Raw genomic sequence first — 17,939 nt, forward strand, 5'->3', positions numbered from 1 at the left:
GCAGATCCGGGACCCATACCCAAAGGAAGATGTTTTGCGAAGGCTCGGAGTGGGAGCTTTGCCCTACACTCCTCGCTGTGGGTATGGGTCCCCGCCTTCGCGGGGACGACACCGGTTATGAGGGGGCGCAATCGGCCCCCCACGCAACCTCACTTCCCCGCGACAAAATAAAAATCCTCGCGTCCCGGCGGTGAGCCGTAGGTGAACGGCTGCTGCTCGCGTTTTGTGGCGGACCAGACGTCGTCGCGGACGATGTCGAACAGTTTTCGGATCTCGACTTTCGGCACCTTGATCTCGCGGGCAAGCGCGGTGGCAAAGGGGCTGTCGGCGCCGCCGTCGCCGTCCATCGCGGTCTCGCCGTGCTTGGCGGCGTAGACCACCATGAAGCCGGCACCGGGCTCGATGTTGGAAAAGCCCTTGTCGACCAGCTTGAGCGACAGCGTGCGCTGCATGGTCGGCGCAAACGGATTGTCGCGGCACGCATCCAGAATGACCAGGCGCACCTTTCGCGCGGCGCCGACGGCGGCGATCACCTGCTCGAGCGCAACCGCCTGGGTCTCGGCGTCCTTGTCGGCGGCAAGCTTGGCATCGACGGGAACGAGATAGTTCACGCCGCCGATCTCGAAACCATGCCCGGCGTAGTAGACCACCGCCCAATCCGCCTTCTCCGCCTCGGCGGCAAATGTCTGCAACGCCTCGAAGAACTTGTCGCGGGCGAGGTCACTGGCGGAGATCACGGTCTGGAAACCGACATCGCGCAGCACGCCTGCAATCAGTTTCGCGTCGCGCGGCGGATTGGGCAAGGCTTGCACGTTCTTGTAGGCGCCGTTGCCGACCACGAGCGCGACGCGTCGCCCGGAGGGGCCGGCCGGCGCTTGCGGCGTCAGGGCGGCGAGCCGCTCCTGCGCGATGGCGCGGGCGCGCGCGACGTCGAACTCGTCGAACGGCGTCAGCGAATAGGCCGCCGCACGGTAGTCGGCGCGGGCCTGGGCGAGATCTTTCCGGCGCTCGTAGATCTGGCCGCGGCCGGAATGGGCGCGCACATTGTTCGGGTTGATCTGGATGGCCGTATTGTAGTCCTTCAGCGCGGCGTCGAGATCGCCCTTCAGCATGTAGACGTCGGCGCGGTTGTTGATCGCGTACACGTTTTTCGGCTGCCTCTCGATCAGGCCGTTGCAATCGGCAAAGGCTTGGTCGAACTTGCCCATCAGGCCCCAGGTGATGCAGCGATTGCTCGCGATCTGCGGCGCGGCCGGATCGATCTTCTCGGCCTCCGCGAAATCGGCGAGCGCGCCGCCATAATCCTTGGTCAGCGTGCGCACGCGGGCACGGTTGGTCCAGCCGAGCAGGAATTTGGGCGTGTATTTGATCGACAGGTTGAAATCGTCGAGCGCGCTTTGCGGCGCTCCCCTGCGGAGCTGGATGACGCCACGGTTGTTGTAGGGGACACCGTAGGTCGGCCGCTTCTGGAGCGCGAGGTTGTAGTCGGCCATCGCGAGATCGTCCTTGCCCGTGCGCTCATAGGCGAGGCCGCGCAGGTTGAGCGCAATGGCAAAGTCGGGATCGAGGTCGACGGCCATGGACAGGGTTTCGATCGCGTGAACGTAGTCGCGCTTGTTGATCAGCGTGTTGCCGCGCACGGAGAGCGCGATGGCCTTGTCCTTGCCGGTGAGCCGGTCGGCATTGAGCAGGTTGTCGCAGGCGGTCGCGCGAGCCAGCAACTCCGCCTGGCGGTCGCGACAGACGCCAAGGTCGTCTCCGGCCTGTGGCTCGGCCGCGGCCATCGCGGCGCCTGAGATGACGATGGCGAGGGTCAGGGAAACGACGCGCAGCATGTTGTCAGGTCAGCTCCAGCCACATTTTTATGCCGATCACCGGTCGCGCCGGTTCATCTAGCGCGGAGTTCCCGGCTTCGCCAAGCCCGAGCTTTCCGAGGCCATTTTTCACAGACTCGTGTCCGTCCGACCGTAACAATCACTGCCTGCGCCCGTATCTCGGATGACGCGAAAACGCGGCCGGTCGGGCTGGTCGCCCTGCCCCGGCCACTCTAGACTGTCAGTCCTTCCGAAAGAGGATCCGCCATGCGCCGACCCGCCATCCTGTCCCTGCTCGCCGCTGCCGCAACCACCGCTCTGGCGCTGGCCTTCGCCATGCCGTCCCGGGCCGCCGAGGACGCTGTCGTGATCCCCGCTCCCGCCGCGGACGTGGCGCCCGCCACGGGCATCCAGACCGCCGTGATCGCCGGCGGCTGCTTCTGGGGCGTGCAGGGCGTGTTCCAGCACACCGCCGGCGTCGTCAACGCGGTGTCCGGCTATGCCGGCGGCACCAAGGCGACCGCCGACTACCAGATGGTGTCGAGCGGCCGGACCGGCCACGCGGAGGCGGTCGAGATCAAGTACGACCCGAAGAAGATCTCCTACGGCAAGATCCTCCAGATCTACTTCTCGGTCGCGCACGACCCGACCCAGCTCAACCGCCAGGGTCCCGACACCGGCACGCAATATCGCTCGGCGATCTTCACCACCTCCGACGAGCAGAAGAAGGTGGCGGAGGCCTATATCGCCCAGCTCAACGGCGCCAAGGTGTTCAGCAAGCCGATCGTGACCAAGGTCGGCGCGCTCGAGGCGTTCTACCCGGCGGAAGCGTACCATCAGGATTACCTGACGCTGCACCCGAACCAGCCCTACATCGCCTATAACGACATTCCGAAGGTCGAGAACCTGAAGAAACTGTTCGCGGATAACTATATCGAGAAGCCGACGCTGGTCAGTGCCAGCAAGGCCACCAACTGACATCACCAAACGAACGGGAGACCCATGCCCGACACCAAAACGAAAACCACGGACGACAAGGTCATCAAGAGCGAGGAGCAGTGGCGCCGCGAATTGTCGCCGATGCAGTACGCCGTGCTGCGCGAGAAGGCGACCGAGCGTCCCTTCTCCGGCGAATATGAGCACGACCACCGCGCCGGCACTTATGTCTGCGCCGGCTGCGGCAATGTGCTGTTCGAGTCCGATGCCAAGTTCGATTCCGGCTGCGGCTGGCCGAGCTTCACCCAGCCCGCCGCCGAGAGCCATATCGACGAGGAGCACGATGCCAGCCACGGCATGATCCGCACCGAGGTGCTCTGCTCCAAGTGCAGCGGCCATCTCGGCCACGTCTTTCCCGACGGACCCGGGCCGACCGGCCTGCGCTACTGCATCAACTCGGCGGCCCTGAAGCTCGAGCCCAAATAACATTGCGGCGCCGGGTTCCGTCATGGAACCCGGCGCCGCAATGTGCTTTTCTCGTCTGGCAGTGCGGCCGATGCATATGGTCCGGCGGCCGCCAGGGAGGATGCCATGGCTCTTGGGACCGTCCTGATCATCCTGGTGATCATCTATTTGCTGGGCGGCGTGTCCGGACGGATCGGCGGCTACGGCTACGGCATGGGCCATTCCGGCATGGGGATTGGCGGCCGCGTACTGGTGGTGCTGATCGTCCTGCTGCTTCTTGGCAAGCTTTAAACCATTCAACGCATTGAAAGTACGTCGTTTTTCGCATCTGCGGGGCTGCCATGCACGGATTCATCATCTCCCATCGCGGGGGTCGCAATTTTGTCAAATCGGCTTATATTAGAGGGCGAAAATGATGTGCGGCGGGCCAACCCGATCGTGGCCCCCGCCTTCCCAAACCCCACGCGCTTAAAGCCCCAGACAAGATCACGAGGTCTTTGACCATGCGTCCACTGCGTCCGTTCAACTTCAACACCTCCGCCGAGCTCTTCCCCGCTGCGATCCGCAAGAAGAAGCGCGCAGGGTTCACCTATCGCCGGTTCGGCACCGCGGCCGAAGCCGTGCAGTTCGCGATGGAGCAGTTGCCGACGGATTCGCTGAACGGCGCCTATCTCCAGGTCGAGGAAGCGCGCTTCGACCAGAACGGCATCCGCTCGCTCTATGAGAGCGAGGCCTTCCCGCTACCGCGCCACCGCAAGCCCGAGCCGGCCGCCGCCGAGGCCGACGCCGACGCGGCGTAAGCTTTTTCGCCAAGCCTCCTTTACGTAAGCCTCCGAGGTGCGCAGAAAGCGCGATGGCCGAAAGGTCGTCGCGCTTTCTGCGTTTTCGCGAACTCAGATCCGCGGCTGCTTGTCGAGCCAGCGGCGGAGCAGGCGCACGTTGCGCATATTGGCGCGGAACATGACGTCGAAGGCGTCGCCCGCGAACGGCACGATGCCCACGACGCCGTCGAGCGCGACGTTGCCGAGCATGCGGGTGGTGAGATACCAGGGCGCGCCCAGCGCGCGCGCCTCGCGCACCAGCCACAGCGAGATCGCGGTGGTGATGATGTCGCCGACGACGGGGATCAGCCCGATCAGCCCGTCGATGCCGTAGCGGATGTTGGTTCCGGGCAGGACGAACGCGACGTCGAGCAGCTTTGCGATCGCCTCGATGCGCGCAATCCTCTGCTCCCGGGTCAGATTGCCGGCAAAGGGATTGTCCTTGCCGAACTCGAAGCGAAACTGCTGAAAGCCCTGATCCAGCGTTTCCGGGCGGATCTCGCGGCCGTCCTGATCGATGATCGGTCCGCGCGCCTCGGTGCGCGAAGAATTCGCGCGCGAGCCGCTTCCCGAACGGGATCGTCGCGGAGTAAGGATGTCGTCGTCGGACACGGTCATGGCCTCCTAAGAACGCACCAGCGCGGCGGAGGTTGCTGGCCGCGCCCGAACGCCGCGCCCTCAGCTCGTCGTCGCTGCGGCCGCCGGCGGCGGCTCCTCGACATATCTATGCACGAGCCAGGACGAAATCACGGCCGGCACGAACCCGACGAGGCCGTACAGGATGAACTGCACCGCGCCTGAATCCGGCCCGCGCGAGCTGTAGGTCAGCGAGGCCAGCACGAAGGCGAACAGGCCGACCAGCAGCATCCGCAGCACCGGGCCGATCCGCCTGATATGGATCAGGATGTCGTCGACCGCGCCGATCATCAGCGCCGGCAGGAAACCGAACAGATAGCTGTATTGCAGCGACTTGAAGAACACTGCGAACAGCTTGCCGACCTCACCGAGATTGGTCTGGGCCCAATAGCCGGACTGATAGGTCGTCGTCAGCAGCAGCAGGAATCCGCCGACGAACGGCCCGACCAGCGCAAACACCAGATAGCGTTTCATCAAACACCCTCACACGTCGTTCCGGTTATAGCAGCGCCGCGGGAACTTTGAACAGCGGGGGCCAGCTGCTCCACGAAGGAACAAGTGGCAAGGCGACGAGTTCAGACAGGACCTGAAATTCACCCCGTCGACTGGAGCCGCCTATGTCCCGTAAATTTCTTCTGGCGACGATCACGCTGGCAACCCTGGGCGGCCTCTCGAGCGCGCCCGCTCTCGCACAAGGCCACATGGGCACGCCGCAGGAGCAGAACGCCTGCTCGCGGGATGCCTCGCGGTTGTGCCGCAAGGATCTCGGCAACGACAGTGCGGTGCAGGGCTGCCTGCAAGCCAACCGCGCCAAGCTGTCGAAATCATGCAGCAAGGTGTTCGCGAGCCACGGCATGTGAGGATCGGAAGCACGCCTGGCAGACACTGCCCGGCAAAAGGGAGAGTGAAGCCATGTTGCGCGACGAGCAGCTCTCTATCCTCAGGGACATCAGCCAATCCGTTGCCTTCGCCGACGACCGGCAGGGCATGATGGGACAACTGATCGCCGACGGCTACGTGACGAAGGACGGCGATCTGTTCGAGCTCACGGCAAAAGGTGTCACCGCCGTCGAGGAACACGCCGCCGCGCTCGGCGACACCGAGGCCGAGCAGACGGATGCGGCGTTCTACCGTCTCGCTTGATGCGACACGTCGCTTTGGCGTGACGCGCGGGCAACATCTGCGAATTCCTTCGCGCCTCCCATTGCAGCGTCGTGACAATGGCGCATAATTCGCTCGGGCGGCGCAGCACTTTTCGATTCGCACATCACGAGAGATCGAGCGACCACATGCGGGACGAAGTTCCCGGCGTGAAGGCTGTGACATGCGGCAGATCAAGCCGCGTGCGGCGCCCCAAAACCAAGTGGTTCAATCCACGGAACTCGGGGACGCATTCCGCATGACACGCATCAAGACCATCGCTTCGCTCTTCGCTTTCGCAATGACCGCCGTCGCACTCCAGACATCGCCCGGCCTCGCCTTTTCGTCCGAGGCACAGCAGATGTGCTCGGGCGACGCGATGCGGCTGTGCTCCAGTGAAATCCCCGACATTCCGCGCATCACCGCCTGCATGGTGCGGAACAAGGCGCAGGTCAGCCCAGGCTGCCGCGCCGTGATGGCCCGCGAGCACGCCGCAGCATCGCGCAAGCGGGAGGCGGCGGCGCAGTAAGGAGCATCCACGACGTCATTCCGGGGCGCGCGAAGCGCGAGCCCGGAATCCATCGCGCAACGCGTGATGTAGGAAAATGGATTCCGGGCTCGCCTCTACGCGTCGCCCCGGAATGACAGAGTGCCCTAATCGCCCCACTGCGCGAAGGCGTCGTTGAAGGCGCGCTCGCCGGGGGCGCCCTTCTCGATGGCGATGATGGCGCGGCGCTGGTTGGCGTAGACCAGCGGCACGTCGAACCACGAGCGCTCCTTCAGGAGCTGGACGTTGCGGCTGCGATCGGCGTCGACGTTGGAGAGGCCGACCAGGAAGAAGCCGTCGGTGACCTTGACCGCGAGGCCGGCGAGCGGGGTGCCGCGCGCCTGCTCGTTCGACTTCATCAGGATGCCCGGCACGTTGGAGACGCTGCCGCCCGGAAAATCCGGCGGCAGGATGAAGGTCAATTCCGCCGTGTGGCTCGCCGGCAGCGAGGAGTCGGTATTGCGGCGGAACGACATCGTCATCTTGAACTTGCGGTCGGGGATCTCGATGTCGGCGCGCACGGCGACGTCGGCCTTCTGGTTGCCCGACGCCTTGATCGGCTCGAGCCGCCACACCACCGAGCCGACATATTGCTTGCCCTTCGGATCGGACGGATCCTCGTCATAGAGCACGACCTTCTGGGCCACCGGCGCGACCGGCTGGTCGCTGGCCGAAGGCTGGCCGACGCGATCCGGAATCTTCGGCTTGCTCTGCGGCTGCGATGGATCCTTCGGGGCTTCCACCACCTGGGTGGGCGAGGACTTGATCAGGCCGCTCGCGATCTGGACCAGCTGTTTGCCCCAGAGAATGCCGGCGCCGACCAAGATCAGCACGATGCCGACGGCGATCGCGCTCTTGAACGGGAAGACCGAGCCGGTGCGGGCGCGCTTCTTGGCTTCGGGCGCGATGCGCGGGCGCGGCGACGGCGGCGCGTAGCGCTCGGCCTCCTCGATCGACTCGTCGTAGGAATAGGGCGCGTCCTGCTCGCCGGCGCGATTTTCCAGGCTCGGCTCCAACCGGTCGAACTCCGGCGAGGGCGAGGGCACGTTGGCGTAAGTGCGGCGCGCGGCGCGGCTCGCCTGCGCGGCGGCACCGCCGAGATCGTTGACGTCGGCGGTGATGTCGCGAAAACCGCGCACGCCCGGTGCCGGCGGCAGAGGCGGCGGCGGACCGACGTCCGGCGGACGGCGACCGCCCTGGCGGTCACGTCCGGACGAGGCAGGCACCGGCGGCTCCGGCGGCGGAGCAGGCGGTCCCGGCTGGCGCGGGGCGTCGAAACGGGGAGCGCGCGGCGGACGCGGGGCGTCGCCCTGGTCATCGACGTTGAAGGACGGGCGGTCGGCGCGCGGCGGCGGCGGCGGCGGACGGGTGCGCGGAGCCGCCGGTTGAGAGGGGGGCGGACCACCCTCGGCGGCACGGCTGCTGGCCCGGCGGAAGGCATCGCCGCTGCCGGAGCTGCGGCCGCCGCCACCGGGGCGCGAGGCCTCGCGGGCCCGCTGGGCGGCCTCCGATTCGACCTTGCGGACGGCCTCTTCCAGCGACAGCCGTTCGCGGGTGATCTCGGATTCGGAAAGCGGCGGCTGAACGCTGCGGAGCTGCGCGATCAGCGCCGTGCGCGCCCGCTCATAGAGCGCGCGACGGCTTTCGCCGGGAGCGTTGGGATCCAGGGCGGCAATAGCGCGGGCGATCAGCGGATAGTAATCAGCCATTTCAACTCAACTATACGCACGTCCCGGTAAGAGATCGTTAAGCCTCAAACGGATTTTGTACCAGGATAGTATCCTCGCGTTCGGGGCTGGTGGAAAGCAATGCGACCGGGCACCCCACCAATTCCTCGATCCGGCGAACATATTTGATGGCCTGGGCCGGCAGCTGGGCCCAGGAGCGGGCGTTGGCGGTCGGCTCCTTCCAGCCCTCGATGGTCTCGTAAATCGGCTCGACCCGGGCCTGGGCGCCCTCGCCGGCCGGGAAGTGGTCGATCTCCTTGCCGTCGAGCTTGTAGCCGGTGCAGACCTCGATCGAATCGAAGCCGTCGAGGATATCGAGCTTGGTCAGCGCGAGGCCGTTGATGCCGCAGGTCCGGACCGCCTGGCGAACCAACACGGCGTCGAACCAGCCGCAGCGGCGCGGACGGCCGGTATTGGTGCCGAATTCCCGGCCGCGCTCGCCGATCTTGCGGCCGATCTCGTTGTCCTGCTCGGTCGGGAACGGGCCTTGGCCGACGCGGGTCGTGTAGGCCTTGCACAGGCCGAGCACATAGCCGACCGCGCCCGGCCCGACGCCTGTGCCGGTCGCAGCCTGCGCCGCCACCGTGTTGGACGAGGTGACGTAAGGATAGGTGCCGTGATCGACGTCGAGCAGCGCGCCTTGCGCGCCTTCGAACAGCATGCGCTTGCCTTCGCGCCGCTTGATGTCGAGCAGCCGCCACACCGTCTCGGCGTAGGGCAGCAGCTCCGGCGCCAGCGCGCTCAGTTCCTTCAAGATCTCCTTGCCGTCGAACTCCGGCAGGTTGAGGCCGCGGCGCAGCGCATTGTGATGCGCCAGCAGCCGGTCGATCTTGTGCGGGAGGGTGTCGAGATCGGCGAGGTCCATCAGGCGGATGGCGCGGCGGCCGACCTTGTCCTCATAGGCAGGTCCAATACCGCGGCGGGTGGTGCCGATCGCGGTTGCCGCATTGGCGGATTCGCGATGCGCGTCGAGCTCACGGTGCAGCGGCAGGATCAGGGTGACGTTCTCGGCAACCCGCAGATTATCCGGAGAGACCGCGACGCCCTGCGACCGCAGCTTGGTGACCTCGTCGAGGAAGGCCTGCGGATCGAACACCACGCCGTTGCCGATCACCGACAGTTTCTGGTCGCGCAGCACGCCCGAGGGCAGCAGCGCGAGCTTGTAGGTCTTGCCGTTGATGACCAGCGTGTGGCCGGCGTTATGACCGCCCTGGAAGCGAACGACAATGTCCGCCTGCTCCGACAACCAGTCGACGATCTTGCCCTTTCCTTCGTCGCCCCACTGGGCGCCGACGACGACAACATTGGCCATTCGCGGGTAATCCTTCGAAGATTTCTCTGTAAGCGGCATGACCCAAACGGAAAACCGGTACCCACTTTTCCGGGATCATGCCTGCGCCCAGCCCAATTCCCGGCCAACGGCCGTTCGCACGCGAGGCAGCTCAACCGGATAAAGGAAGCAGCCTCTCTAGGCAAGCAAGAACGGGACTTTTTGGTGACCCGGATGGCACTCCAACCCTTTGATATCCCCGGAAAATCCAGAAACCGTCGCAGCGAGCGCAATGGCTTCGACCAAAGCGTGAGAGGCTGCATCCGCCGCTGCATGGTCGCGATGCGTCCGCCCCCCGTTGATGCAACCTCGATTTCCGTGTCTTTGGACAGCGCCGGGCTATGAGCCGGCCCGGACCTCGCCGGGCCGGGGCTCGGCGCATGACGCGGGGCCACAGCAATCCCAATGTCCGCCACCGGCCAGACCACGAGCGCCGAATCGCCCGGCCAAAATTGGCTCGCCAACCAGCCCTATCTGCTGCTCAGCATCACCGCGCTGTGCTGGGCCGGCAATGCCATTGTCGGGCGTCTCGCCGCCGGCCACATCCCGCCGGTCACGCTGTCGTTCCTGCGCTGGAGCTTCGCCTTCCTGCTGGTGCTGCCGTTCGCCTGGAAGCATCTCGCCCGGGACTGGCCCGCCATCCGCAGCAAGCTCGGCCTGATGATCGTGCTGTCGGTCATCGGCATCGGCGCCTTCAACACGCTGCAATACTGGGCGCTGGAGCATACCCAGGCGCTCAACACGCTGCTGCTCCAGTCGGCAGCGCCGCTGATCGTGGCGTTGTGGTCACTGGCCATTCTCGGCGTCCGGCTCACGGTCGCGCAGACCTTCGGCGTGCTGCTGTCGATGTGCGGCGTGCTGACAATTCTCCTGCACGGCGACTTCACCACGCTGTCGAACATCGACTTCAACAAGGGCGACCTCATCTTCGTCGTCGCGCTGATCTTCTTCGCGCTGTATTCGGTGTTGACGCTGAAGCGGCCGCCGATGCACGGCCTGTCGTTCCTCGCCTTCACCTTCGGCGCCGGCGCCGCCTGCCTCATTCCGCTGGAGATCTGGGAATTGTCCGCGCGGCCCGTGATGAAGCTCGACGGGCCGAATTTGCTCACCTTGTTCTATGTCGCCGTATTCCCCTCGACGCTCGCCTATCTCTGCTTCAATCGTGGCGTCCGCCTGATCGGCGCCAACCGCGCCGCGCCGTTCTTCCACGTCGTGCCGGTGTTCGGCTCGATCATGGCGATGGCCTTCCTGGGCGAGCACCCGCAGGCCTTCCATTTCATCGGCTTCGCGCTGGTGCTCTCGGGCGTGTTCGTGGCGTCGAGGAAGCAGGCGAGTTAGGCAACCTTGAACTTGCTGTACGCCTCGCTCGTCGCGATGATGACGTGCTCGGCGCAGGCGTTGACGCGATGCGGGTCGGCCTCGCGCTCGTAGGCCTCCGACGTCATCATGTCGAGGAAGGCCGCGACCGACGGGTAATAGACCAGCGCGACGAAATCCCAATCGTTGCCGTCACGTGTACCAAGCGCGACCGCCTCGGCCTCGCCGGTCCACAGCAGCGTGCCGCCGCGCGCCTTGATCATCGGCACGGTGATCGCGCTGTAGCGCAAATAGGCGTCCCATCCTGACCCGTCGCCGTCGCGCGAGCGCATGTGGAAGCGCATCAGGTTCAGCATCACGACCGGCGCATGCCGGTCGATCTGCTCCAGGCCCTCGATGTTCAACATATTGACCGGCAATGACGCCTCCTCAGGTTATGCGTGCATTGTAGCATTGCGACCGCGTGGCTTGTGTCATCATGGCAATCCGGCACAAGCTTGCATCCAACGCCAATGACGATTGCATCGCCCGCGCCAAAGGCCGCGAATCCGGCCAGCTGGCTCAACAACCAGCCTTATCTGCTGCTGAGCCTGAGCTCGCTGTTCTGGGCCGGCAACATCGTGCTCGCGCGCCATGTCGGCGCGCATGTGCCGCCGCTGACGGTGACCACGATTCGCTGGTACGGCGTATTCCTGATCCTGTTGCCGTTCGCGTGGCCGCATCTCAAGCGCGACTGGCCGGGCATACGAAAAAGCCTGCCGCTGATGCTGTTCCTGTCGCTGGTCGGCTTCGCCTTCAACAACGCGATCTCCTATTGGGCGATGCAATACACGGAAGCGCTGAACGCGCTGCTGATCCAGTCGGCCGGGCCGTTGTTCGTGGCGCTTTGGTCGCTGGTGCTGTTCGGCGTGCGGCTGACGGCTGCGCAACTCGCCGGGATCGCGATCTCGCTGGCGGGCGTGCTGATCATCATCCTGCGCGGCGATCTCGCAGCGCTCGCGAGCATCGCGTTCAACAGGGGCGACATCATGTTCGCCTCCTCGCTGGTGGCGTTCGGGCTCTACTCCGCCTTCATCCCGCGCCGGCCGAAGATCCACCAGCTCTCCTTTCTCTCCTTCACCACCTGCTGCGGCGCGACGATGCTGCTGCCCGCGGCCATCTGGGAGGCCTGGAGTGGCCGGATCATGCAATTCGACCCGGTGACGCTGGCAACCCTCGGCTACATCCTGATCTTCCCCTCGACGCTCGCCTATCTCTTCTTCAACCGCGGCGTGGCGCTGATCGGCCCGAATCGGGCTGCGCCGTTCTTTCATCTGGTGCCGGTGTTCGGCTCGGCAATGGCGATCCTGCTGCTTGGCGAAAAGCTGCAGCCGTTCCACCTGATCGGCTATGCGCTGGTGCTGGCCGGCGTCGTGATCGCATCACGCCAAGGGTCTGCGGGAAAGTAATTCCGCGGCGCGGACGCGTGCGCGCTCGTGTCCCGGACGCGCTGCGGCAATGACGCTGCGCAGAGCCGGGACCCAGTGTACCGCAAGCATGGGCCCCGGCTCTGCGGCGCACCGCTGAAGAAGCGCTGCGCCGCGTCCGAGGCACGATACCTCGCGACAAACTCCCGTCTTCCGATTTCAATGCGGAGCAGCTAGGTTCCCCGCCAACCAAGAAGAGGGAACGACCAGACATGTTTTCAGCATTGATTCGAAACCTGCGCACAATCGGCGCGGCCGCGATCTGCCTCGCCGCCTCGACCGCCGCACAGGCCGATACCTGGCCGAGCCGCAACATCACGCTGGTGCTGCCGTTCGCGGCCGGCAGCGGCACCGACACGACGACGCGGCTGATCTCGCAGCATCTGTCGCAGGCGCTCGGCGTCGGCATCGTGATCGAGAACAAGGCCGGCGCCAACGGCATGATCGCCGCGACCTATGTCGCGCGCGCCGCCCCCGACGGCTACACGCTGCTGGTCACGACCAACACCACGCATTCGGCCAATCCCTATCTGCTCAAGAGCCTGACCTACGATCCCGTCAAGGACTTCACCCCGATCGCCCGCACCGGTGACCTGCCCTTCATGCTGGTGATTCACCCCGAAGTACCGGCCAAGACCGTCGGCGAGCTCGTCGCCTACGGCAAGGCCAATCCGGGCAAGCTGAGCTACGCTTCGGGCTCGTCCTCGGCGATCGTGTCGGGCGCGACCTTCGCGCACAATGCCGGGCTCGACCTGCTGCACGTGCCCTACAAGAGCTCGCCGCCGGCGCTCAACGACGTCATGGGCGGACGCGTCTCGATGATGTTCGTGGACATCCTGACCGGCCTGCCCCACGTCAACGGCAATGCGCTCCGCGCGCTCGCCGTCACCACCAAGGACCGCTCGCCGCTGGTGCCGAACCTGCCCTCGATGCAGGAGGCCGGCGTGCCTGACTTCGACATCTCTTCGTGGCAGGGCTATTTCGGCCCCGCCGGCATGCCGAAGGAAATCGTGACGCGGCTCAATGCCGAGATCCGGAAGATCGTCGAGAAGCCGGAGATCAAGGCCCAGCTCGGCACCCTCGGCATGGACGCCTTCTCCGGCACGCCGGAAGAGCTCGGCAAATTCGTGAACGAGCAGCTGGTGCTGTGGGAGAAGCTGATCACGAACGCGAAGATCGAGAAGCAGTAGGTCTCGAAGGGTGGGCAAAGCGTAGCGGGCCCACCATCCATCATCACGAGCCGCCAAAACAAAAGGTGGGCACGACGCTTGCCCGTCTTTGCCCACCCTACGAATTTCGTGCGTGCAGCCTTACGCCGCGCGGACCTTGGCGAGGAAGCCGTCGACGGCGCTGCGCAGCGCGCCGGACTGGCTGTCCAGCTCGCGGGCGTTGGTCAGCACGTCGGTGGCCGCATTGCCGGTCGCTTCCGCGGCCGAGGTGACGCTGCCGATATTGGCGTTGATCTCGCTCGAGCCGGCCGCGACTGACTGGATGTTGCGCGCGATTTCGCGGGTGGCTTCGCCCTGCTGCTCGATCGAGGCGGAGATGCCCGCCGTGATCTCGCTCATCTCGGCAATCGTCTGGGTGATGCCGCCGATCGCAGCGACCGCATCGCTGGTCGAGGTCTGCATCGCCGCGACCTGGGCCGAGATTTCCTCGGTCGCCTTGGCGGTCTGGTTGGCCAGCGCCTTGACCTCGGAGGCGACGACGGCGAAGCCGCGACCGGATTCGCCGGCGCGCGCAGCTTCAATGGTGGCGTTGAGGGCGAGCAGGTTGGTCTGCGCCGCGATCGAATGAATCAGCTTGACCACCTCGCCGATCTTCTCGGCGCCGGTGGAGAGTTCCTGCACCGTTGCGTTGGTGCGCTCGGCGTCGCTGACGGCGCGGCTTGCCACTTCCGTCGAGCGCGTCACCTGGCGGGAGATTTCGGCGACCGAGCTCGACAGCTCTTCGGCCGCGGCCGCGACCGTGCCGACATTGCCGGAGGCCTGCTGTGACGCCGCGCCGACAGTCGCAGCGCGCGAAGACGCGTCGCTGGCGGTTGCCGTCATCGACTGTGCCGTGGTCTGCATGCCGGCCGCGGCCGCGGAGACCGAGCGGACGATGCCGTTGACGCTGCGTTCGAAGTCGCTGGCGATGCCCTCCATCGCGCTGCGACGTTCCGCCGCGGCGCGCTCCTTGGCATCGGCCTCGGTCCTCTCGAGGTCGCGGATGCGGACCGCATTGTCCTTGAAGATCTGCACGGTCGAAGCCATCGCGCCGACCTCGTCGCCGCGGCCGACGCCGGGGATGTCACCCTCGAGCTTGCCGTCGGCGAGCTCCTTCATGCGCGTGCCGAGCAGCGCCAGCGGACGGCTGATGCTGCGGCCGATCATCCAGGCAACGCTGCCGGCCACGATGACGATGCCGAGCATGGCAAGGCCGAGCAGCCAGAACACCGGGCCCATCTTGGCGTCGATGTCGTCGAGATAGGCGCCGGTGCCGAGATACATGTCGAAGCCGGGAACGGCCACGGCATAGCCGATCTTGCGGATCGGCTTCTCCTGGCCGGGCTTCACATATTCATAATACAGCAGGATCGAACCGTTGGCCTTGACGCCGTCCATCAGCTCTGCCGACAGCTTGCGGCCGTTGGTCACGACGTCCATGCGGTTGCTGCCGATCTGCTTCGGGTCCGGCGCGAGCTGCGTGATGCCGTCATAGGACGTGCCGAACAGATAGCCCGCACCGTTGTCATACGTCATCGCGTTGCCGTAGCGACGGATGTCGGCCATCGCCGCATCCTTCGTCATCTCGCCGGCATCGACACGCTTCTTCAGAGCAGCTGCGTAGTTGCGACCGAGATCGACGATCGATTTGGCCTGCTCGATGCGCGCATTCACCATCTCGCGCTTCATCAGATAGCCGGCAAGAACCCCGGAGATGCAAAGACCGAACAAGGTGACGCCGACGAGAATGCCGAGCTTGGGGGCGATCTTCAGATTGCTCAATTTCACGGGATGGCTCCGGCAATGGGGATACGGGCACGCGACCAGATCGAAATAACTCGAATCAACTTTTAGTGGGGAGCCCTTAGCAACCTGTTACGGGACGCCCCGTAGAAAGCCCGGGGAAGCCGTCGAAGCCCTTGCATAAATCGCCGCGGCAACAACCATGAATTGTACGCATCAGCATCGATTTCGCGTAAAAGACGCAAAGGCCCGTGCGAACGCGGGTCACAACAAGAAACCAAATCGGGAGCAGGACATGCCGCAATACAGGGTGGTGACGCCGAAGGGCGCGAGCTTCACGGTCGCCGGCAGCGACTATTCGTACGAGCGCGAGGCGCTCGATCCGATCGATGCCGAGATCATCGAAGCGCCCGCCAACGAAGCCGAATTCATCGCCGCCGCGAAAAACGCCGACGCCATCTACGCCAAGGGCATCCCGATCACCAAGACCATCATCGACGCGCTGGAGAGCTGCAAGGTGATCACGCTCGGCTCGGTCGGGGTCGACAGCGTCGACGTGAAGGCCGCCACCGCCCGCGGCATTCCCGTCACCAACATCCCCGACACCTTCATCGAGGAGGTCGCCGATCACGCCATGATGCTGCTGCTGGCCGGTTTCCGTCGCCTGGTCGAGCAGGACAGGATGGTGCGCAGCGGCCGCTGGGCCGAGGGCCGGCCGGCGCTGCTGAAGGTCCCGCGGCTGATGGGCCAGACGCTCGGCTTCATCTCGTTCGGCCGCGTCGCGCGCGCAGTTGCGAAACGCGCCGCGCCGTTCGGCCTGCGCATGATGGCCTACGATCCCTTCATCCAGGAAACGCTGATGTACGATCACGGCGTGATCCCGGCGACGCTGAACGAGGTGCTGTCGCAGTCCGACTTCGTGTCGATGCACGCCCCCGCCCGGCCCGAGGTGCATCACATGCTGACCGAGAAGCACTTCCGGCAGATGAAGAAGGGCTCCGTCTTCATCAACACGGGCCGTGGTGCGACGGTCGACGAGGAAAGCCTGATCAAGGCGCTGCAAGAGGGCTGGATCGCCCACGCCGCCCTCGACGTGCTGGAGACGGAACCTCCGTCGCACAACAATCCCATCCTCGGCATGGAGAACGTGACCCTGACCGCCCATGTCGCCTCGGCCTCGGCACGGTTCGACGAGGCGCGCAAGCGCCGGGTGGGCTACGAATTGTCACTGGTGCTTCAGGGCATGTGGCCGGTAAGCTGCGTCAATCCGTCGGTGCTGCAAGACACCGCGCTCCGCCGCTGGCAGCCCGTCAGCATGGATCGCGGCCCGAACAGCTAGGCGACCGGCCGCAAACCGCGCCGGAAACCGGCAAGAGACTGAAACGACCCTTCACCGGCGATCAACGCCGGGAAGGGAGACATCACAGGGAGGAACTGATGAGGAACGACATCACACGTCGTGATGCCTTGGCGCTGGGCCTGTCCGCTGCGGCAATTGCCGCGACCGGTGCCCCGGCGAATGCGCAATCCACGATCAAGACCGCCGACGTCCCCGCACCCAAGCTGCCGATCGAAAAGGGCGCAACCCTGCGCATGCTGCGGCCGGTCCGCTTCGTCCAGGCCGACGAAGACGTGTTCCGCGCCAACGCGGCCAAGTTCACCAAGGAGATGGGCGTCGAGGTCAAGGTCGACTTTGTCGGCTGGGAAGATATCAACCAGCAGACCGCGGTCACCGCCAATTCCGGCGCCGGCCCCGACATCATCATCGGCTTCTCCGATGCACCGCACATCTATATCGACAAGCTGATCGAGCTCACCGACGTCGCCGACTATGTCGGCAAGCGCTATGGCGGCTGGCTGCCGCTGGCGCAGCGTTACGGCAAGAAGAACAAGAGCGACGCCTGGATCGGACTGCCGTTCGGCGCCACCGCAGGTCCCCTGATCTACCGCAAGTCGATCCTGCAATCGGTCGGCTTCGACAAGGTGCCGGAAGACCATGCCGGCATCCTCGACCTCTGTCAGAAGCTCCAAAAGGCCGGCAAGCCGGCCGGCTTCGCGCTCGGTAACGCCAAGGGCGACGGCAACGGCTTCGCGAATTGGGCGCTGTGGTCGCACAATGCGGCCCTGCTCGATGAAGAGGGCAATGTCGTCATCAACAGCAAGGAGACGATCGCCGCGCTGAACTGGGTCAAGCAGATCTACCCGACCTTCATCGCCGGCACGACGTCGTGGAATGACGTCAGCAACAACCGCGCCTATTCCTCGCAGGAAATCGCGCTGACCGCCAACGGCGTCTCGCTGTACTTCTCGCTGAAGAACGATCCGGCGACCAAGGCGATCGCCGAGGACAGCGAGCATCAGTTGCTGCCGAAGGGCATGGCCAAGGTCTCGCCGATGGCGGGCCTGACGCTGAACGCCATGCTGTTCAAGCACAGCCAGTACCCCAACGCCGCAAAGGCCTTCCTGCAATACATGCTGGAAAAGGACCAGTACGAGCCCTGGCTCAACGCCAATTCCGGCTACTGGTCGCAGCCGCTGGCCGCTTACGCCGAGGCCCCCGTGTGGTCGCAGGACCCCAAGGTGCAGCTGTTCAAGAATACGATGAACACCACCTATTACGACGGCTATGCGGGCCCGATCTCGACGGCGACCGGTGCCGTCAGCGCCGACTACGTGCTGATCCAGATGTTCGCGTCCGTTGCGACCGGCGCTGCCACGCCGGAAGCCGCGGCCGCAGAAGCCGAGCAGCGCTGCAAGCGGTATTTCCGCAGGCAGAAGTAAGACAAAGG

The 17,939-nt window shown here is 65.2% G+C and carries 19 protein-coding genes; 12 read left to right on the plus strand and 7 right to left on the minus strand.

All coding sequences use genetic code 11. The features are described 5' to 3' along the window. Nucleotides 1-149: 149 nt before the first annotated feature. A complete protein-coding gene (locus QSV46_RS29925; RefSeq protein ID WP_314960121.1) occupies nt 150-1,835 on the minus strand; it encodes a caspase family protein in 1,686 nt (561 codons plus the stop codon). A gap of 246 nt (nt 1,836-2,081) precedes the next feature. On the opposite strand from QSV46_RS29925, the gene msrA reads away from it, so the two are divergent. From msrA to QSV46_RS29945, 4 genes are all read left to right on the plus strand, one after another. Beyond that, nucleotides 2,082-2,792: a peptide-methionine (S)-S-oxide reductase MsrA gene (gene msrA / locus QSV46_RS29930; RefSeq protein ID WP_314960123.1), complete on the plus strand. Its 711-nt coding sequence runs from the start codon at nt 2,082-2,084 to the stop codon at nt 2,790-2,792. Between the two features lie 24 nt (nt 2,793-2,816). After that, nucleotides 2,817-3,236 carry a peptide-methionine (R)-S-oxide reductase MsrB gene (gene msrB / locus QSV46_RS29935; RefSeq protein ID WP_314960125.1) on the plus strand — a complete coding sequence of 140 codons (420 nt, stop codon included), beginning with the start codon at nt 2,817-2,819 and terminating at the stop codon, nt 3,234-3,236. A 105-nt stretch (nt 3,237-3,341) separates the two neighbouring features. Further along, nucleotides 3,342-3,506 (plus strand): DUF3309 family protein, encoded by a 165-nt coding sequence (locus QSV46_RS29940; RefSeq protein WP_314960128.1) that lies wholly within the window; start codon nt 3,342-3,344, stop codon nt 3,504-3,506. A 212-nt stretch (nt 3,507-3,718) separates the two neighbouring features. Beyond that, complete coding sequence (locus tag QSV46_RS29945) at nt 3,719-4,015, plus strand: hypothetical protein (protein ID WP_314960130.1); 297 nt, start codon at nt 3,719-3,721, stop codon at nt 4,013-4,015. A 93-nt stretch (nt 4,016-4,108) separates the two neighbouring features. Here the strand turns inward: QSV46_RS29945 and QSV46_RS29950 are convergent, their stop codons facing one another. Both QSV46_RS29950 and QSV46_RS29955 read right to left on the minus strand, forming a co-directional pair. Further along, on the minus strand, nt 4,109-4,654 hold the full coding sequence (locus QSV46_RS29950; RefSeq protein WP_314960132.1) for a DUF4112 domain-containing protein: 546 nt from the start codon (nt 4,652-4,654) through the stop codon (nt 4,109-4,111). A 60-nt stretch (nt 4,655-4,714) separates the two neighbouring features. Next, nucleotides 4,715-5,146, minus strand: a complete 432-nt coding sequence (locus tag QSV46_RS29955) for a DUF5413 family protein (RefSeq protein WP_314960135.1) — start codon at nt 5,144-5,146, stop codon at nt 4,715-4,717. 143 nt (nt 5,147-5,289) lie between these two features. On the opposite strand from QSV46_RS29955, the gene QSV46_RS29960 reads away from it, so the two are divergent. The 3 genes from QSV46_RS29960 (at nt 5,290) to QSV46_RS29970 (ending at nt 6,341) form a co-directional block, all read left to right on the plus strand. Then, nucleotides 5,290-5,532 carry a hypothetical protein gene (locus QSV46_RS29960; RefSeq protein WP_271567900.1) on the plus strand — a complete coding sequence of 81 codons (243 nt, stop codon included), beginning with the start codon at nt 5,290-5,292 and terminating at the stop codon, nt 5,530-5,532. A 52-nt stretch (nt 5,533-5,584) separates the two neighbouring features. Beyond that, a complete protein-coding gene (locus QSV46_RS29965; RefSeq protein ID WP_314960139.1) occupies nt 5,585-5,815 on the plus strand; it encodes a hypothetical protein in 231 nt (76 codons plus the stop codon). Nucleotides 5,816-6,071: 256 nt separating this feature from the next. After that, the gene (locus QSV46_RS29970; protein WP_314960141.1) at nt 6,072-6,341 is read left to right on the plus strand and encodes a hypothetical protein; all 270 of its coding nucleotides are present in this window, start codon (nt 6,072-6,074) and stop codon (nt 6,339-6,341) included. A gap of 125 nt (nt 6,342-6,466) precedes the next feature. Here QSV46_RS29970 and QSV46_RS29975 read toward each other — a convergent pair whose 3' ends face one another. Together QSV46_RS29975 and QSV46_RS29980 are read right to left on the minus strand one after the other, a co-directional pair. Next, nucleotides 6,467-8,068: a hypothetical protein gene (locus QSV46_RS29975; protein ID WP_314960143.1), complete on the minus strand. Its 1,602-nt coding sequence runs from the start codon at nt 8,066-8,068 to the stop codon at nt 6,467-6,469. Nucleotides 8,069-8,105: 37 nt separating this feature from the next. Further along, entirely contained in the window at nt 8,106-9,398 is a 1,293-nt protein-coding gene (locus tag QSV46_RS29980) for an adenylosuccinate synthase (RefSeq protein ID WP_314960144.1), read from the minus strand. A 423-nt stretch (nt 9,399-9,821) separates the two neighbouring features. On the opposite strand from QSV46_RS29980, the gene QSV46_RS29985 reads away from it, so the two are divergent. Continuing rightward, nucleotides 9,822-10,754 carry a DMT family transporter gene (locus tag QSV46_RS29985; RefSeq protein ID WP_314960145.1) on the plus strand — a complete coding sequence of 311 codons (933 nt, stop codon included), beginning with the start codon at nt 9,822-9,824 and terminating at the stop codon, nt 10,752-10,754. On the opposite strand, the gene QSV46_RS29990 is transcribed toward QSV46_RS29985, so the two are convergent. After that, complete coding sequence (locus QSV46_RS29990) at nt 10,751-11,140, minus strand: DUF1330 domain-containing protein (protein WP_409997221.1); 390 nt, start codon at nt 11,138-11,140, stop codon at nt 10,751-10,753. The genes QSV46_RS29985 and QSV46_RS29990 overlap by 4 nt on opposite strands. A 105-nt stretch (nt 11,141-11,245) precedes the next feature. On the opposite strand from QSV46_RS29990, the gene QSV46_RS29995 reads away from it, so the two are divergent. Together QSV46_RS29995 and QSV46_RS30000 are read left to right on the plus strand one after the other, a co-directional pair. Continuing rightward, on the plus strand, nt 11,246-12,181 hold the full coding sequence (locus tag QSV46_RS29995; protein WP_314960148.1) for a DMT family transporter: 936 nt from the start codon (nt 11,246-11,248) through the stop codon (nt 12,179-12,181). A gap of 230 nt (nt 12,182-12,411) precedes the next feature. Further along, nucleotides 12,412-13,389 (plus strand): tripartite tricarboxylate transporter substrate binding protein, encoded by a 978-nt coding sequence (locus tag QSV46_RS30000; protein ID WP_314960150.1) that lies wholly within the window; start codon nt 12,412-12,414, stop codon nt 13,387-13,389. A 120-nt stretch (nt 13,390-13,509) separates the two neighbouring features. Here the strand turns inward: QSV46_RS30000 and QSV46_RS30005 are convergent, their stop codons facing one another. Further along, nucleotides 13,510-15,195 (minus strand): methyl-accepting chemotaxis protein, encoded by a 1,686-nt coding sequence (locus QSV46_RS30005; protein WP_314960152.1) that lies wholly within the window; start codon nt 15,193-15,195, stop codon nt 13,510-13,512. A gap of 250 nt (nt 15,196-15,445) precedes the next feature. On the opposite strand from QSV46_RS30005, the gene QSV46_RS30010 reads away from it, so the two are divergent. Both QSV46_RS30010 and QSV46_RS30015 read left to right on the plus strand, forming a co-directional pair. Next, a complete protein-coding gene (locus tag QSV46_RS30010; protein WP_314960154.1) occupies nt 15,446-16,489 on the plus strand; it encodes a C-terminal binding protein in 1,044 nt (347 codons plus the stop codon). Nucleotides 16,490-16,587: 98 nt separating this feature from the next. Beyond that, nucleotides 16,588-17,931 carry an ABC transporter substrate-binding protein gene (locus QSV46_RS30015; protein WP_314960156.1) on the plus strand — a complete coding sequence of 448 codons (1,344 nt, stop codon included), beginning with the start codon at nt 16,588-16,590 and terminating at the stop codon, nt 17,929-17,931. The last annotated feature ends 8 nt before the right edge of the window (nt 17,932-17,939 follow it).

The sequence above is a fragment of the Bradyrhizobium cosmicum genome, assembly GCF_032290525.1.
Classification (GTDB): domain Bacteria; phylum Pseudomonadota; class Alphaproteobacteria; order Rhizobiales; family Xanthobacteraceae; genus Bradyrhizobium; species Bradyrhizobium cosmicum_A.

Excerpts from the sequence above, each read along its gene's own strand:
- msrA (WP_314960123.1), top strand. The coding sequence starts at position 2,082 with ATGCGCCGACCCGCCATCCTGTCCCTGCTCGCCGCTGCCGCAACCACC.
- QSV46_RS29980 (WP_314960144.1), bottom strand. The coding sequence starts at position 9,398 with ATGGCCAATGTTGTCGTCGTCGGCGCCCAGTGGGGCGACGAAGGAAAG.
- msrB (WP_314960125.1), top strand. The coding sequence starts at position 2,817 with ATGCCCGACACCAAAACGAAAACCACGGACGACAAGGTCATCAAGAGC.
- QSV46_RS29945 (WP_314960130.1), top strand. The coding sequence starts at position 3,719 with ATGCGTCCACTGCGTCCGTTCAACTTCAACACCTCCGCCGAGCTCTTC.
- QSV46_RS29975 (WP_314960143.1), bottom strand. The coding sequence starts at position 8,068 with ATGGCTGATTACTATCCGCTGATCGCCCGCGCTATTGCCGCCCTGGAT.
- QSV46_RS29965 (WP_314960139.1), top strand. The coding sequence starts at position 5,585 with ATGTTGCGCGACGAGCAGCTCTCTATCCTCAGGGACATCAGCCAATCC.
- QSV46_RS30010 (WP_314960154.1), top strand. The coding sequence starts at position 15,446 with ATGCCGCAATACAGGGTGGTGACGCCGAAGGGCGCGAGCTTCACGGTC.
- QSV46_RS29960 (WP_271567900.1), top strand. The coding sequence starts at position 5,290 with ATGTCCCGTAAATTTCTTCTGGCGACGATCACGCTGGCAACCCTGGGC.
- QSV46_RS29940 (WP_314960128.1), top strand. The coding sequence starts at position 3,342 with ATGGCTCTTGGGACCGTCCTGATCATCCTGGTGATCATCTATTTGCTG.
- QSV46_RS30015 (WP_314960156.1), top strand. The coding sequence starts at position 16,588 with ATGAGGAACGACATCACACGTCGTGATGCCTTGGCGCTGGGCCTGTCC.
- QSV46_RS29970 (WP_314960141.1), top strand. The coding sequence starts at position 6,072 with ATGACACGCATCAAGACCATCGCTTCGCTCTTCGCTTTCGCAATGACC.
- QSV46_RS30000 (WP_314960150.1), top strand. The coding sequence starts at position 12,412 with ATGTTTTCAGCATTGATTCGAAACCTGCGCACAATCGGCGCGGCCGCG.
- QSV46_RS29950 (WP_314960132.1), bottom strand. The coding sequence starts at position 4,654 with ATGACCGTGTCCGACGACGACATCCTTACTCCGCGACGATCCCGTTCG.
- QSV46_RS29925 (WP_314960121.1), bottom strand. The coding sequence starts at position 1,835 with ATGCTGCGCGTCGTTTCCCTGACCCTCGCCATCGTCATCTCAGGCGCC.
- QSV46_RS29995 (WP_314960148.1), top strand. The coding sequence starts at position 11,246 with ATGACGATTGCATCGCCCGCGCCAAAGGCCGCGAATCCGGCCAGCTGG.
- QSV46_RS29955 (WP_314960135.1), bottom strand. The coding sequence starts at position 5,146 with ATGAAACGCTATCTGGTGTTTGCGCTGGTCGGGCCGTTCGTCGGCGGA.
- QSV46_RS29985 (WP_314960145.1), top strand. The coding sequence starts at position 9,822 with ATGTCCGCCACCGGCCAGACCACGAGCGCCGAATCGCCCGGCCAAAAT.
- QSV46_RS29990 (WP_409997221.1), bottom strand. The coding sequence starts at position 11,140 with ATGTTGAACATCGAGGGCCTGGAGCAGATCGACCGGCATGCGCCGGTC.